Annotated in this window: 13 protein-coding genes, 1 tRNA gene and 1 riboswitch; of the genes, 9 read left to right on the top strand and 5 right to left on the bottom strand. The window is 40.8% G+C overall.

Going from position 1 to position 13,930, the window contains the following annotated elements; all coding sequences use genetic code 11:
- Positions 1 to 119: 119 nt before the first annotated feature.
- The 3 genes from ACIGG7_RS12140 to ACIGG7_RS12130 all read left to right on the top strand — a co-directional run bounded on the left by ACIGG7_RS12140 (position 120) and on the right by ACIGG7_RS12130 (position 3,719).
- Positions 120 to 1,115 carry a TAXI family TRAP transporter solute-binding subunit gene (locus ACIGG7_RS12140; protein WP_397549898.1) on the top strand — a complete coding sequence of 332 codons (996 nt, stop codon included), beginning with the start codon at positions 120 to 122 and terminating at the stop codon, positions 1,113 to 1,115.
- A 110-nt stretch (positions 1,116 to 1,225) separates the two neighbouring features.
- Positions 1,226 to 1,747, top strand: a complete 522-nt coding sequence (locus ACIGG7_RS12135) for a DUF1850 domain-containing protein (protein WP_224941501.1) — start codon at positions 1,226 to 1,228, stop codon at positions 1,745 to 1,747.
- Positions 1,734 to 3,719, top strand: coding sequence for a TRAP transporter permease (locus tag ACIGG7_RS12130; RefSeq protein ID WP_224941500.1), 1,986 nt, complete (start codon positions 1,734 to 1,736; stop codon positions 3,717 to 3,719). Before ACIGG7_RS12135 ends, ACIGG7_RS12130 begins: the two co-directional genes overlap by 14 nt.
- A gap of 57 nt (positions 3,720 to 3,776) precedes the next feature.
- Here the strand turns inward: ACIGG7_RS12130 and ACIGG7_RS12125 are convergent, their stop codons facing one another.
- The gene (locus ACIGG7_RS12125; RefSeq protein WP_397549897.1) at positions 3,777 to 4,001 is read right to left on the bottom strand and encodes a hypothetical protein; all 225 of its coding nucleotides are present in this window, start codon (positions 3,999 to 4,001) and stop codon (positions 3,777 to 3,779) included.
- A 152-nt stretch (positions 4,002 to 4,153) separates the two neighbouring features.
- On the opposite strand from ACIGG7_RS12125, the gene ACIGG7_RS12120 reads away from it, so the two are divergent.
- Positions 4,154 to 4,225 (top strand) — tRNA-Val (locus tag ACIGG7_RS12120).
- Positions 4,226 to 4,361: 136 nt separating this feature from the next.
- Here the strand turns inward: ACIGG7_RS12120 and ACIGG7_RS12115 are convergent.
- A complete protein-coding gene (locus ACIGG7_RS12115) occupies positions 4,362 to 4,535 on the bottom strand; it encodes a hypothetical protein (RefSeq protein WP_167562135.1) in 174 nt (57 codons plus the stop codon).
- A 778-nt stretch (positions 4,536 to 5,313) separates the two neighbouring features.
- Here ACIGG7_RS12115 and cspD point away from each other — a divergent pair.
- On the top strand, positions 5,314 to 5,514 hold the full coding sequence (gene cspD / locus ACIGG7_RS12110; RefSeq protein ID WP_173105318.1) for a cold-shock protein CspD: 201 nt from the start codon (positions 5,314 to 5,316) through the stop codon (positions 5,512 to 5,514).
- Between the two features lie 101 nt (positions 5,515 to 5,615).
- Here cspD and ACIGG7_RS12105 read toward each other — a convergent pair whose 3' ends face one another.
- Positions 5,616 to 6,470 (bottom strand): MurR/RpiR family transcriptional regulator, encoded by an 855-nt coding sequence (locus tag ACIGG7_RS12105; RefSeq protein ID WP_224941498.1) that lies wholly within the window; start codon positions 6,468 to 6,470, stop codon positions 5,616 to 5,618.
- 161 nt (positions 6,471 to 6,631) lie between these two features.
- Between ACIGG7_RS12105 and gndA the strand changes: the two genes are divergently transcribed.
- Positions 6,632 to 8,044 carry an NADP-dependent phosphogluconate dehydrogenase gene (gene gndA, locus ACIGG7_RS12100; RefSeq protein ID WP_224941497.1) on the top strand — a complete coding sequence of 471 codons (1,413 nt, stop codon included), beginning with the start codon at positions 6,632 to 6,634 and terminating at the stop codon, positions 8,042 to 8,044.
- A 38-nt stretch (positions 8,045 to 8,082) separates the two neighbouring features.
- On the opposite strand, the gene ACIGG7_RS12095 is transcribed toward gndA, so the two are convergent.
- Positions 8,083 to 8,241 (bottom strand): hypothetical protein, encoded by a 159-nt coding sequence (locus ACIGG7_RS12095; RefSeq protein WP_224941496.1) that lies wholly within the window; start codon positions 8,239 to 8,241, stop codon positions 8,083 to 8,085.
- Between the two features lie 118 nt (positions 8,242 to 8,359).
- Complete coding sequence (locus ACIGG7_RS12090; RefSeq protein ID WP_397549896.1) at positions 8,360 to 9,130, bottom strand: SurA N-terminal domain-containing protein; 771 nt, start codon at positions 9,128 to 9,130, stop codon at positions 8,360 to 8,362.
- A 528-nt stretch (positions 9,131 to 9,658) separates the two neighbouring features.
- Between ACIGG7_RS12090 and ACIGG7_RS12085 the strand changes: the two genes are divergently transcribed.
- The 3 genes from ACIGG7_RS12085 (at position 9,659) to ACIGG7_RS12075 (ending at position 13,830) form a co-directional block, all read left to right on the top strand.
- Positions 9,659 to 10,069 (top strand): VOC family protein, encoded by a 411-nt coding sequence (locus ACIGG7_RS12085; protein WP_397549895.1) that lies wholly within the window; start codon positions 9,659 to 9,661, stop codon positions 10,067 to 10,069.
- Positions 10,070 to 10,222: 153 nt separating this feature from the next.
- A riboswitch (cobalamin riboswitch) is annotated at positions 10,223 to 10,403 on the top strand.
- A 141-nt stretch (positions 10,404 to 10,544) separates the two neighbouring features.
- Positions 10,545 to 12,776 (top strand): ribonucleoside-diphosphate reductase subunit alpha, encoded by a 2,232-nt coding sequence (locus ACIGG7_RS12080; RefSeq protein ID WP_397549894.1) that lies wholly within the window; start codon positions 10,545 to 10,547, stop codon positions 12,774 to 12,776.
- A gap of 16 nt (positions 12,777 to 12,792) precedes the next feature.
- The gene (locus ACIGG7_RS12075; protein ID WP_397550050.1) at positions 12,793 to 13,830 is read left to right on the top strand and encodes a ribonucleotide-diphosphate reductase subunit beta; all 1,038 of its coding nucleotides are present in this window, start codon (positions 12,793 to 12,795) and stop codon (positions 13,828 to 13,830) included.
- The last annotated feature ends 100 nt before the right edge of the window (positions 13,831 to 13,930 follow it).

Below are 13,930 nucleotides of genomic sequence, written 5' to 3'. Positions count from 1 at the left end.
TTTTAAAGGGTTTTTATGAAAAATGTTAAAACTTTATGTATTTGATTTGACAAGATTGTTACAGCCTGTGTTACAATTATTTCGTTAATGTACAAAATTTAATAAGGGGGAATTAGAATATGAAAAAACGCAGTCTCTTTCTAAGCACTGCACTACTTCTAGTTCTATCTGTCATTCTTGCTGCTTGTGGTGGCGGATCAGGTGGAGGTTCATCATCTGATGGTGAAGGTAACAAAGAGGTTGACTTCATTGGAATTGCAACAGGTGGAACAGGGGGTACATATTACCCGTTAGGTGGAACCTTCGCTAAAATCATTAAAGATGAAACTGGAATTGACTCCAACGCATCGACTTCAGGAGCATCTGCCGAGAATATGGCCGCAATTAAAGATGGCAAAACTGAAATCGCTTTTACACAAACAGATATTGCGTCTTATGCATCTGAAGGTACGGAAATGTTCAAAGATAACAAGGTAGAAAACGCAAGAGGGATTGCGACTCTTTATCCAGAAACAATCCAAATCGTTACAACGAAGGATTCTGGTATCAAATCTGTGGAAGATCTTAAAGGGAAGGTTGTTTCCGTTGGTGAAGCTGGCTCAGGTACACTATTGAATGCAACACAAATCCTTGAAGTACACGGAATTAAACTGGAAGATTTAGAAGCTCGTAATTTATCATTTGATGATTCAACCACTGGTATCCAGGATGGAACGATCGATGCCGCGTTTATCACATCGGGTACTCCGACTGGAGCGGTTGAAGGTTTGGCTGCGACAGAAGATATCGCAATCGTTCCTGTCGAGTCAGACAAAGTCAGCGAATTGATTGAGAAGTACCCTTACTACTCAGAGGATGAAATTCCTGCAGGTACTTACAGCAAGGTAGACGAAGCTGTGACAACGGTTGCGGTTCGTGCCATGTTAGTGACCAGCGCTGACATTTCTGAAGATGTCATCTATGATGTAACTAAAGCCATTTTTGAAAACACGGATAAAATCACCCACGCCAAAGGAAAGTTGATCAAAGCTGAAGACGGACTTAAAGGTATGGGAATTGAATTACATCCAGGTGCAAAGAAATACTTTGATGAAAAAGGAATTTCAATGGAATAGGTTCTCACCAGAAGATGGACAAAGGGATAGGCCGCAACGGTCTATTCTTTTGTTTTGGTATAAGCTAATTCTATCTGCCGGATGAAAAAATGGAATGGTGGGGAATTCTTATGAAGAAATACACATCACTTGGAGCGATTCTCCTTATTCTATGTATCGTATTCATCATCTTTATGCCCTTACACACCTTTTTGGTCATAGAGCCGAGAAGTACAACAGGGGACACTGTTCTTTTCAGCCTCCCCGACAATCAATCGTTTTCGGTTCGGTATACCCACTCTATTCATCTATCAGAAGTAGAGGAGTTTTATGAGCCGACATCATCAAATCAAATTCAACAAACAAAACTACTATATGAAGATACTGCCATTGGGATGCCTGCCAATGCAGAAGGAAATGAAATTTTTGAAGTGACGAAGGAAGGCAAATATTTAATTTCTAATATGGAAAGAGTGTTTCCTTATATTGATATCAGGATCGGACAAGTCGTCGCAAATCACCGACTCGTACTTGACGGAAGGGAATATCCTTTAGCCGACTATTTTGTTAAAGGGTCAGTCGTCCGGGTTCAATTAAAGAAACAATCACTTTATGATCAGTGGAAAGGAGTGACTGTAGTTGGAAAAAGATAAAGAGTTTGAATCATTGACTGCAGAGCAACAACAAGAGTTATTAGAGAAATACGATCCGGAATCTTCCACTAGAAAATTACATCATGGAATGTTCAAATGGATCATTTTCTTCGGATTATTGGCATTTTCATTATTCCAATTAGTAGCATCCATCTTTCAATTCATCCCAAGGCAATTGTTATTGTCGATACACTTAGGGTTTGCCCTTTCATTAGTATTCCTGTTATTTCCTGCACGTAAGAAGTATTTAAAGAAGGATAAGATTGCCTGGTATGATATCGTTCTTTCAGCCATTTCTGTAGGGATAGGTGCTTACTGGCCGATCATGCAGGATGATATCGTAAGTAGAATAGGATTAATGACTCAAATGGACTTTTATGTTGGTTTCGCAGCCATGGTCCTTGTATTGGAAGCAACACGACGGGCGGTAGGGTTACCGATTACCATCATTGCATCTGCCTTCATCCTATATATGTATTATGGTCGATTAATGCCTGGATTCCTTGCACACAGAGGGTATGATTGGGACGATATCGTGAAAACGATGTTCTTCACGAGTGAAGGGATCCTTGGAACACCATTATATGTTTCAGCCACCTTTATCTTCCTGTTCCTATTATTTGGGGCATTCCTTGTGAAGACGGGCGTAGGTCAGTACTTTAATGATCTGGCTGTGTCCATTGCCGGTAAGCGTGTAGGTGGGCCAGCCAAGGTTGCGATCTTCTCGAGTGCCCTTCAAGGTACCATCAGTGGAAGCTCGGTTGCGAACGTCGTGACGTCGGGTTCATTTACGATCCCAATGATGAAAAAACTCGGGTATCGTAAAGAGTTCGCTGGTGGTGTAGAGGCAGCTGCGTCCACGGGAGGACAGTTGATGCCGCCGATCATGGGGGCTGCCGCATTCCTGATGGTCGAATTCATTGGTGGCATTTCGTATTGGGATATTGCGAAAGCAGCATCGATTCCTGCGGTTCTTTATTTCACAGGAATATGGATCATGACACACTTTGAAGCAAAGCGAATCGGTCTTCGTGGATTAACCGATGAAGAAATGCCTAACCGGAAAGAAGTATTCAAGAAGATTTATTTGCTGCTTCCGATTTTGACAGTCATCATTTTGTTAGTCAGTGGTATGAGCGTTATGCGAGCAGCGCTCTGGTCAATTGTTGCCACTATCGCCATCAGTGCGATAAGAAAAGATACAAGAATCGGTTTCAAGGATGCTGTAGACGCTCTTGTTGATGGGGCCAGAACAGCTTTGTCAGTAGCCGTGGCTACTGCTGCTGCCGGAATGATCGTAGGGGTCGTGACCAAGACCGGTTTAGGATTGACCCTCGCAAATGGTCTGGTAGACTTGGCTGCTGATTTAACGAATTCGACAGAAGGTAAGCTGATCCTTACATTAGTATTTACCATGATTGCGTCAATTGTACTGGGGATGGGTTCTCCTACTACAGCGAATTACGTCATTACATCCACGATTGCAGCACCTGCCATCATTTTATTGGGTGCACCTGAGTTATCTGCTCACTTATTTGTATTCTACTTCGGGATCATTGCCGATATTACGCCTCCTGTAGCACTTGCTGCTTTCGCGGCGGCAGGGGTATCCGGAGGAGAACCGATACGGACGGGTGTCAATTCGGCTAAATTGGCCATAGCAGCCTTTATCATACCGTATATGTTCGTATTGTCTCCAGAACTGTTAATGATCGATACAACCATTCCTAGGTTAATATGGGTCGTCTTTACGGCCGTGACGGGAATGATGGCAATAGGGGCCGGGATGATCGGTTATTGGTACCGAAGAGTATTTGTCATTGAACGTTTCCTTTGTGTAGCCGCCGGTTTATTACTGATTTATCCAGAAGGCATGTCGGATATTATTGGTTTGGTCTTATTCGGTATTATGCTTGCGCTTCAATTATTTATTAAGAGAGAAGACAAGACACCGACAAGAGCAACGGCATAAACAAACCAGGCTGAGCCCATAAAAAGAGGGTTCAGCCTTTTTATAAGGAACGGAGGGTCAGTGATTTGTTCTGACATGATGGGGAGGAAGATAAGAAACAGCCAAAATATCCTGAATTCTGAACCTGCGGATATCGTTCCTGAATAAACAATATGCCGTGATAAAGTCCGTATCAATCCTCTTAACCAGCACTCTTCTTTTGGTACATTCACATTGTTTATTCATATAGATCATTTCGATCGGGAGTCGTTCTTCTAATGAACGCTGAATTTGATTTATCATATGTGTGCCCCCTGGTGGGATTAATACTGACAGTATATGCGAACGAACGTTCTTTTATACAAACATATAAAATTCGAGAATAAATAACGAAAATACCATTGACAATTCCCGCTATATGAATATAATAGAATATGTACCTTGCATCACATCGCGACTTGTTAGCTCAGTGGGAGAGCACTTCCTTGACAGGGAAGGGGTCGTGGGTTCGAATCCCTCACAGGTCATACATAGAAAAAAGCCTGCATCCTAATTAGGATGCAGGCTTTTTTCTATGTGAAAATATTAATTGAAAAAAGGACTCTTCAGAATTCTGTATGAGTCCTTGTCAAAATCGTATTCTTGATCTGAGATTGAGCCGTTTTAGTTAACTTCCAATTCTTCTTCAAAGTAAAATGTGCCTGGGTGTTCCTTTACAATATATGAATAACGCTTCATGTTTTTAACGTATTGCCACTTTAATATTGTCACTGTCTCACCAGTCTCCTTGATTGTCACCATGGAACCGTTACTGAATCGATTTTTTGTGGATTTCATTGGGCACTCCCTTTCGTATTTGTTCATTATACCACAACTTTTTCTCTTATTTAGGTTCCTGTTCATGTCAATCTTTTTAAAACGTTTACATCCATTGAAATAGGTAGATTAAGAAGAAGGAAGTTTATTATTTGGGAAAGGAACCTCAGTTATTAAATCGTAGGATGTGTTTTTCATAAGGACTTTTCGCGAAGACTTCTGGAGGAAACGCAGGAAAGTACCGAAAAGCAGGGGAGGTTCCTTCAGCCCCGACAAGCATAAGTTGAATGGTCTAAAAAGACGTCCTTTTGCCTTCTTAGACCCATTAGCTTATGACCTCGAAGGGCTAGCTGCCGAAGTTGGATCTTGAGACCTGGGCTTTAGCACGAGGAGACTCACCGCCAGCCCCGCGGAAAGCGAACATTTCTCGCTGTAATCAACCACTACTCGCTACATCCTAAAGCTAAAATGTTTACGTGAACAGCCTTCCGAAAACGGTTAGATCCATATTGGAGCAAGTGGCTGTAGGAAGGTGGAGGTTTAAAATGTGGAAGGAAGTACGCTTTAATTATCAAATCGAAGGCTGTTTTTATCAGAAGATGTCCTTCAGTAAAAATATGTAAGAGGTCTGACTTTAAAAACTTCTTCTTCAAGAACTTGCTTATTTGTATTAATACTGTTATTCTATAAAAGAATTATTTTTGTCCGGTATACGAGGGAAGAACAAGATTTGGTTTTCACCTGATATCGCAAGAATAGTAATACATGGTGCATCATGCACTTTTAGGAGGCAACAAACATGGAAAACGGTAAAGTAAAATGGTTCAACGCAGAAAAAGGTTTCGGATTCATCGAAGTTGAAGGTGGAGACGACGTATTCGTACACTTCTCAGCGATCCAAGGTGAAGGTTTCAAATCTCTTGACGAAGGTCAAGAAGTATCTTTCGACGTTGAACAAGGCGCTCGTGGACCACAAGCAGCTAACGTTGTAAAATTATAATTTAACCTTTACAAATTCAAAAACAGACTCATTCGTGAGTCTGTTTTTTTTATGGGGATTTTTAATCAATAGCACACAGGAGACGGACTGTCCTCTCCCCGTTATACTTTTTTAATGGAAATCGCATCACGTATTTTTTGCAGGGAGGCTTGGGAAAGATCTTTTCGTTTCTTCATGATGTTTACATAAAGGGCGTCCACAATACTAAGCTGACTGATTCTTGAAGCAAGTGCTTCTCCACGGTATTCGGTTTCCTGTGAGACGGTGAATAGTGGAATGTCTACCCTGCCGCTTAAAGGAGATTTAGCGAAGTGGGTGATAGCGATGGTCTTGGTACGATTTTTCTTAGCAACCTCCAGTACTTCCAATAAATCTTTGTTCGCCCCTGAGTGAGAGATGAAAACAATCACATCATTTTCCGTTAGTTGAGAAGCCGATATCAGCTGCATATGGGAATCATTATAAGCGGTAGTAGCCATCCCTGTTCTTAGGAACTTATGATGAGCATCCATGGCAATAAAACCAGATCCCCCCGTACCATAGAACTCAATCCTTCCCGCATGCAGGATGGCTTGAACGGCTTGTTGGAAGGCTTCCTCATTCAATATCTGTAATGAATCTTCAAGGCTCCTTATATTGGACCGGAATACTTTTTGGGCGATTACCCCTTCGGAATCTTGTTCATTGATGGTTTCATGGATATCCTTAATCGGTGTGACCATATCAGAAGCCAATGAAATTTTCATCGCCTGATATCCTTTATAGCCGAGCCGCTTACAGAATCTGAAAACGGTGGCATCTGCAATTCCGAGATCCTCTGCAACACCACTGATCGTAGAATGGATAATTTTTTCAGGATTAGCAATAATATAATCTGCAATCATCTTTTCTTTCTCACTGAATTGTGAGTAATGGGACCGGATACGTGGAAAACAATGTTGAGCCTTTTCATCCATGTTTGTGGAACCCTCCTATAAGACGTTTGTGAAAATAATTTTAACCTAATTTAAGAAATAAAAAAATATTATTTCATAAAAATCCACCATGAAAATTTATTTCGTATTATAATAATAACGGTGAAGATATCTATAGATTCGTACTGAAAGGAATGATCGTTATGACAAAACAACAAATAGGAGTCGTCGGAGTCGGAGTGATGGGCAAGAGCCTCGCTTTGAATTTTGAAAGTAGAGGTTATTCAGTTTCTATATATGATGTGTCGGCTGACAAGGTAAAAGAAGTCCTCGATGAGCATCAAGGCAAGCAGTTGGTTGGAACACATGATGTAAATGAATTTGTTCAATCCTTGGAAGTTCCAAGAAAAATTTTGATCATGGTACCTGCAGGGGACATTACGGACAAAGCGATTGATTCATTGCTTCCTCATCTGGATAAAGGTGATATTCTGATTGATGGTGGGAACACGTATTATGAAGATACCATTCGCCGCAACAAGGAACTGGATGAAAAGGGGATCAACTTCATTGGAGCAGGAGTGTCTGGTGGAGAAGAAGGTGCTTTATATGGCCCTGCTATTATGCCGAGCGGCCAGAAAGAAGCGTATGACTTGGTTGAACCATTTTTGACTGCTATTGCAGCAAAGGTAAAAGGGGATGCTTGCAGTACATATATAGGTCCAGATGGATCGGGTCATTATGTGAAGATGGTACATAACGGGATAGAGTACAGTGATATGCAGCTTATCTGTGAAGCGTATTATCTGATGAAGAATGTATTGGGATTAAATGCAGTAGAGCTTCATGAAATTTTTAAAGAATGGAATGAAGGGGAGCTCGACAGCTATCTCATCGAAATTACCGCAGATATTTTTACGAAGGTGGACGAAGAAACAGGGAAGCCCCTTGTCGATGTCATTTTAGATACCGCCGGCCAAAAAGGTACCGGAAAATGGACGAGCATCAGCTCTCTTGAATTAGGTGTACCGCTGTCCATTATCACTGAATCCGTTTTTGCACGCTTCATCTCAGCCATGAAGGAAGAGCGTGTGAAGGCAAGCAAGATTCTGAGAGGTCCTAAGAATCAAGAATTCACAGGAAACAAACAGGAGTTCATCGAGATGATCCGTAAGGCATTGTACTTGAGCAAGATTTGTTCGTATGCCCAAGGATTTGCGCAGCTTCAATCGGCTTCCGATGAATACAATTGGAATTTGAAACCTGGTGAAATTTCTATGATTTTCAGAGGTGGCTGCATTATTCGCGCTGGATTCCTTGAAGAAATCAAGAACGCCTATGACCGTGAACCGGGTTTAACGAATCTGCTTCTTGATCCATACTTTAAGGAAATTGTTGAAAATTATCAGGATGAAGCACGTGAAGTAGTGGCCACAGCCATTAAATTAGGTATTCCTGTACCTGGCCTTGCCAGTGCATTGGCTTATTATGATAGCTATCGTTCTGAGTCACTTCCTGCAAACCTGCTACAAGCCCAGAGGGATTATTTCGGAGCCCATACGTATCAGCGCATAGATAAAGAAGGAACATTCCATACAGATTGGTTGTCTAAATAAAGTAATAAAAAGTCCTGTGGAGATCCACAGGACTTTTTTCATTCATCTTTCGTATCGTGTTTTTTCTTTTCGTCACGCTGATCTTTTTTTAACTCGTCGATTGGAATAGGATCGACGTTTTGCTCACTTTCGTGCTGATCAAGAATGCTTTCTTCTTGAGCTGCGTTCTCAGGGTTACGATGTATTTTCTTCATCATAATGGCTTATCCTCCTTAAAATCGGTTCTTATACCATACCCTCGTTGCAGAGGAGGAAACCACCATACTAGGTGTTTAAAAAAAGAAAACCGCCTTATGCAGGCGGCTTTCTGATTGATTAAATTTTCACATCAATTTTAGCATTTTTCTTTAAATCTTCCACATGTTGAACTAGTTTTTCTTGCTTTTTCTGTTGTTCAAGCTGAGTCTTGATCTGTGGTTTTACATCTTCAAATTTCGGTGCATCTTTTGCTTGTTCCTTACCTTGTTGGCTTGCATATTGATCATAAAACTTCTTCATTTCATCTTCAGTTACTTCATCGACCTTGATTTCTTTATCAACATAGGTTGTATATTTAATATTTTCAGCAATTTGAGTTTTCAGCTCGTCCATTGTAAATCCGGCTTTTTTCATGGCTTCTTCGAATTGCTTGTCATCTTTGTACTGCTTTTTCACTTCTTCAAGCTGTTTATTAATTTCATCATCCGTCGCTTTATAGCCCTTTTCTTCGGCCTGTTGCATGAGAAGGGTTTGTCCGATCAGGCTGTCGATGGTCTGGTCTTTAATCTTCTTAACAGCATCTTTACTTGTCGGATCCTGTCCCATTTGTTGATACTGCATTTGGGATTGACTCAATACGTTGTTGAAATCTTCACCTTTGATTTTTTCGTCGTTGACAATCGCTACGACCTTATCTTTTTCAACCTTTTGTTCATCCATTTTCTTTTGCATTTCTTCCATTTTCTTGGCTTGCTCTTCTTGAGCCTTTTTGTCGGTTGCTTCTGTCTTCGCTTTATCGTCAGCTTTTTGGCTCTCCTCGTCCGAACCGCAAGCGGCTAATCCAATTGTTAATAATGCTAATAGTAAAGTCGTTAATAGTTTCTTCATAATAGACTCCTTTCAGAACTAAGGTGTGATTTCCAAAAAAATCACTTAATGCGCATTTTAAATGAAAAACCCATAAAAAGAAAGTATTTAGGCTAAAACGTATTGATTGTAATAACGATGAAACACAGGGAAACTAGCTTAACCCCTTAGAGGGACTGTTATGTATCCGATTACAAAAAAGAAACCACCTCCATATAAAATGATGACATTAAAAGATTATTACATGTTAGCATGAAAAAAAGAGGTTGTTTAAATCGAGATTCCTCCATTTAAACAACCTGTAAAAAATATTGGGGACCAAAGAATACTGTCAAACAACCTTCCATTTGAATTATAGAGAGAACGGGGTATTATCTCAACCAACAGATAGGAAGGTGAGGGGGGAACAGTGTTCATTTGAGGTCTTAATCGCATCTCCTTCTGCTCTTTTCGTGGAAAATAATAATTATAAGCATAATTCAAAGGGAAGGGATTTTCTTCCTTTTGTAGAAAGGATAAAAGTGTAAGTAAAATAAAAGGAGAGAGTTTATGAAGCAACTAGTAAGAGTGGGGACGACATACATACCAGTGAGCGATGTTCAGAAGGCAAGTATCTGGTACCAGGAAAAGTTAAACGCAAAACTGAACTACGAGGATGAGGATAAAGCGATCGTAGATCTTGCTCATCAGAGCATCTTTTTGGTCGGTTCGTTAGAGGGGGAAAGCAGTAATTTTCAGGATAGGTATCAAAATAAGCGTTTTTCTTTAACGTTTGAAGTGGATGGAATCAGTGATTTGAACGAAATGAGAGATCATTTGCTTCATCAGGGAGTAGTGACAGGGGAGATTGAAGATAGAGGCCATAATGGACTTAATTTCGTTTTCAGTGACCCTGATGGAAACTTATTTGACGTGTGGAGTGAATTGAGTCCCAAGTTCAAAAAAGCTTTTAAAGTGTAAATAAGGTTAACGTTCATGCTTGACTCCCGTATCGTTGACGGGTGATACTAATAAATGTTTAATAGATTCCTCTTGTTTTTCATTTTTAAATCGTATATGATAATGAATAACACAACATTTTGTGTTCTTTTGTATTTCGATAACTATATATTGATTATAACCTGTGAATAAGGTGTCTAATAAGACTTAAAAGGGAATCCGGTGAGAGACCGGAGCTGTCCCCGCAACTGTATGTGCCGACGAAATAAGGAAACTGCCACTGTCAAATAGATGGGAAGGCCTTAAAGTAGAGTGAAGCACAAGCCAGGAGACCTGCCGTATTTATCACGTGTTATCTTCTTCGGGAATTGGGAGGATAAAGCGAGGATTGAAATAGCAGAAGTCTATTACTATCTCCGTCTATTTAAAGCCCATCCTTTTTGAAGGATGGGCTTTTTTTACTCCTTCCCCACTTTATAAAATGGGAGGAATTTTCATGTCAATCACGTTAAATGAACAACAAAAAGAAGTAGAAGTGATATTGGACAGTCTGCAGAATCGGTTTCCTGATCTTTATTTCAAGGAATTTAATGAAAAGATTTTAATATATGCAAATCAACAGACGGACTTCACCAAAGAAAGACTCTATCATTTCATGATTTTGACAGCAGTTGAGCGTATAACGGCTCATGAGCCGGATTGGACTTACGTGGCGGCAGCATTATATATCAAGAGTTTATATGAGAAACTTGCTTTATCAAGGGGAGGGGAACTATACGGATCATTCTATCATTTGGTTAAAGATTTGACCGCAAAACAATTATATTCCAAGACTCTGCTTGATTCTTACAGCAAAGAGGAATTGGACTATTTGGGTTCGATCTTGGATGATACAAGGGATTCTCTTTTTACTTACATAGGAATTGTCACTCTGACCGAGAGATACTTAACCAAGTCCCATGACGGAATGGTTCTTGAGTTGCCTCAAGAGAGGTTCATGATTATTAGCATGACCCTCATGATGAATGAACCAAAAGAAAAAAGGATCAGATTGATAGAAGAATCTTATTGGGCTCTCTCCAATCTTTATATGACGGTGGCAACCCCAACCTTTGCGAATGCTGGAAAGAGCCATGGCCAGCTATCCAGTTGCTTCATCGATACAGTGGAAGATGATTTAAGAAGCATTTATGACAGCAATACAGACGTTTCTACCTTGAGTAAAAATGGGGGAGGTCTTGGGATTTATCTAGGGAAAGTAAGAAGCCGAGGCAGCGATATAAAAGGATTTAAAGGAGTAAGCTCTGGCGTTATTCCCTGGATGAAGCAGCTTAATAATACAGCGGTTTCCGTCGATCAATTGGGGCAGCGTCAAGGAGCGATTGCCGTCTATCTGGATATATGGCATAAAGATATTTTTCCATTCCTTGATACACGGTTAAACAATGGGGATGAAAGGCAAAGGACTCATGACCTGTTTACAGGAGTTTCTATACCAGATTTGTTTATGGAACAAGTTGAGAGTAGAGGGGACTGGTATTTATTTGACCCGCATGAAGTGAAGACAGTCATGGGGTACTCCCTAGAGGATTACTATGACGAAAGAGAAGGAGAAGGATCTTTTCGTGAGAAGTACCAGGAGTGTATAGCTCATACGTCACTTTCGCGGGAAGTGGTGCCGGCCATTGAAATTTTTAAACGGATTATGATTTCCCAGCTCGAAACCGGAACGCCATATATGTTTTATCGGGATACAGTGAATCGTCTGAATGCAAATTCTCATAAAGGAATGATTTATTGCAGTAATCTGTGTACGGAAATCGCCCAGAATATGAGTGCGACCGTAATGGAAGAAGAAGTGATTCAAGATGGTAAAATTGTCACCTATAAGTCACCGGGGGATTATGTTGTCTGCAATCTTGCCTCTATTTCCTTAGCCAAGACGTTGATGGATGATGAGCTGGAACGGGTTGTATCGATCGGAGTAAGAATGCTGGATAATGTGATCGATTTAAATGAACTTCCAGTCCTGCAGGCCCAGATAACCAATCAGCGATACAGGGGAATCGGGTTGGGAACATTCGGATGGCATCACCTCCTCGCGTTAAAGGGCTTGAAGTGGGAAAGCAATGATGCGGTCGAATATTGTGATGCCCTTTATGAAGAGATTGCGTACCACACCATTCATGCAAGTCACGAACTGGCAAAGGAGAAGGGGAACTATCCTTATTTTGACGGATCGGATTGGTCTACGGGGACATATTTCTCTAAGCGTGGCTATACGGGTGAACGTTGGGAATATTTAAGAAGGGATATTTCCGAGAGTGGGGTACGTAACGGATACTTAATGGCCGTTGCACCGAATTCTTCTACCTCGATCATCGCAGGCTCAACAGCGAGCATTGATCCGATATTCAGGCTGGAGTATTCAGAAGAAAAGAAAGATTACAAGATTCCTGTCACCGCTCCTGATCTATCGCCTAAAACGACCTGGTATTATAAGACAGCTTATCATGTGGATCAACACTGGAGTGTGGAACAGAACAAGAAGAGACAACGGCATGTTGACCAGGGGATTTCGTTCAATTTGTATGTACGAAATGATATCAAAGCGAAAGACTTATTGGATCTGCACATGGACGCATGGAAATCCGGTTTGAAAACCACGTATTATGTTAGGTCAACGTCGGAATCCAACTTTGAAGAATGTGAAAGCTGTCATAGCTAGGAGGGAGGAGCAAATGATGAACAAATTGAAACAGAGGGTCCTGATCGACAGAGAGGCACCTAATAAATCTACCGGGATCATAAACGGAGATAGTTCCAATGTGTTGAATTGGGATGATGTTCGATTTTCATGGGCTTATCCAAAATATAAGAGGATGCTGGGGAATTTCTGGACCCCATTTGAAATTAATATGGCGAAAGATATCAAGCAATTCCCTACACTCTCGAAAGGTGAGCAGGACTCCTTTTTGAAGATTATTGGGCTTCTTGCACTTCTTGATAGCGTTCAGACCGATTATGCGGGGAAAGTGGCAGATTATTTGACGGATTCCAGTCTGAATGCCCTGATGATCATCCTGGCACAGCAGGAGGTTGTGCATAACCATTCATACAGCTATGTATTATCCAGCATCGTGTCTAAAAGCAAACAGGACGAAGTGTTTGATTTCTGGAAGAACGATCCCATTTTAATGAAGAGAAATGAGTTCATTACGAATGGCTACAAAGATTTTGTGGAATCGCCAACGGTTGACCATTTATTAAAATCGATCATTTATGATGTCATATTGGAAGGACTATTCTTCTATTCCGGTTTTGCCTTCTTCTATAATTTGGCCAGGAACCAGAAAATGGTCGCAACCAGTACGATGATCAATTATATCAATCGGGATGAACAGCTCCATGTGGGATTATTTGAAAAGATATTTAAAGAGGTCTTAAATGAGTATCCGACTTATGATACGGATGAGCTGCGTACCTTTGGGAAGGAAACATTTAAACAGGCTGCCATGCTGGAAATCGAATGGGGGAGGGAAATCATTGGATCTCATATGGACGGACTCTTAATGAGCGACCTTGAGGACTATATTAAATTCATGGCGAATAAAAGAGCGAAACAATTAGGTTTTGAAGAACCATTCAAGGGGTACAAGACCAACCCTCTCAAATGGATCATAGCCTATCAGGAAGTGGATAAAGGAAAGACGGATTTCTTTGAACAAAGATCAAGACAATATACAAAGACATCGGATGCGAACGGATTTGATGAGCTGTGAAACTACTTGATTCTTGGAAAAGGCGATGAATTTTTCGCATCTACCCATGGTGAATATGTTTCAAAGCCTCTCCATTAAAAAGCGAGCCGGCATGGCTCGC

Origin of the sequence: Rossellomorea sp. NPDC077527 (assembly GCF_044542955.1) — a bacterium.
Taxonomy (GTDB): Bacteria; Bacillota; Bacilli; order Bacillales; family Bacillaceae_B; genus Rossellomorea; species Rossellomorea aquimaris_E.
This window is presented reverse-complemented; position numbering and strand designations above follow the sequence as displayed.

What these genes read in the sequence shown, in the direction of transcription:
- ACIGG7_RS12140 (WP_397549898.1), top strand. Translation starts at nt 120, where the DNA reads ATGAAAAAACGCAGTCTCTTTCTAAGCACTGCACTACTTCTAGTTCTA.
- ACIGG7_RS12135 (WP_224941501.1), top strand. Translation starts at nt 1,226, where the DNA reads ATGAAGAAATACACATCACTTGGAGCGATTCTCCTTATTCTATGTATC.
- ACIGG7_RS12125 (WP_397549897.1), bottom strand. Translation starts at nt 4,001, where the DNA reads ATGATAAATCAAATTCAGCGTTCATTAGAAGAACGACTCCCGATCGAA.
- ACIGG7_RS12115 (WP_167562135.1), bottom strand. Translation starts at nt 4,535, where the DNA reads ATGAAATCCACAAAAAATCGATTCAGTAACGGTTCCATGGTGACAATC.
- cspD (WP_173105318.1), top strand. Translation starts at nt 5,314, where the DNA reads ATGGAAAACGGTAAAGTAAAATGGTTCAACGCAGAAAAAGGTTTCGGA.
- ACIGG7_RS12105 (WP_224941498.1), bottom strand. Translation starts at nt 6,470, where the DNA reads ATGGATGAAAAGGCTCAACATTGTTTTCCACGTATCCGGTCCCATTAC.
- gndA (WP_224941497.1), top strand. Translation starts at nt 6,632, where the DNA reads ATGACAAAACAACAAATAGGAGTCGTCGGAGTCGGAGTGATGGGCAAG.
- ACIGG7_RS12095 (WP_224941496.1), bottom strand. Translation starts at nt 8,241, where the DNA reads ATGATGAAGAAAATACATCGTAACCCTGAGAACGCAGCTCAAGAAGAA.
- ACIGG7_RS12090 (WP_397549896.1), bottom strand. Translation starts at nt 9,130, where the DNA reads ATGAAGAAACTATTAACGACTTTACTATTAGCATTATTAACAATTGGA.
- ACIGG7_RS12085 (WP_397549895.1), top strand. Translation starts at nt 9,659, where the DNA reads ATGAAGCAACTAGTAAGAGTGGGGACGACATACATACCAGTGAGCGAT.
- ACIGG7_RS12080 (WP_397549894.1), top strand. Translation starts at nt 10,545, where the DNA reads ATGTCAATCACGTTAAATGAACAACAAAAAGAAGTAGAAGTGATATTG.
- ACIGG7_RS12075 (WP_397550050.1), top strand. Translation starts at nt 12,793, where the DNA reads ATGAACAAATTGAAACAGAGGGTCCTGATCGACAGAGAGGCACCTAAT.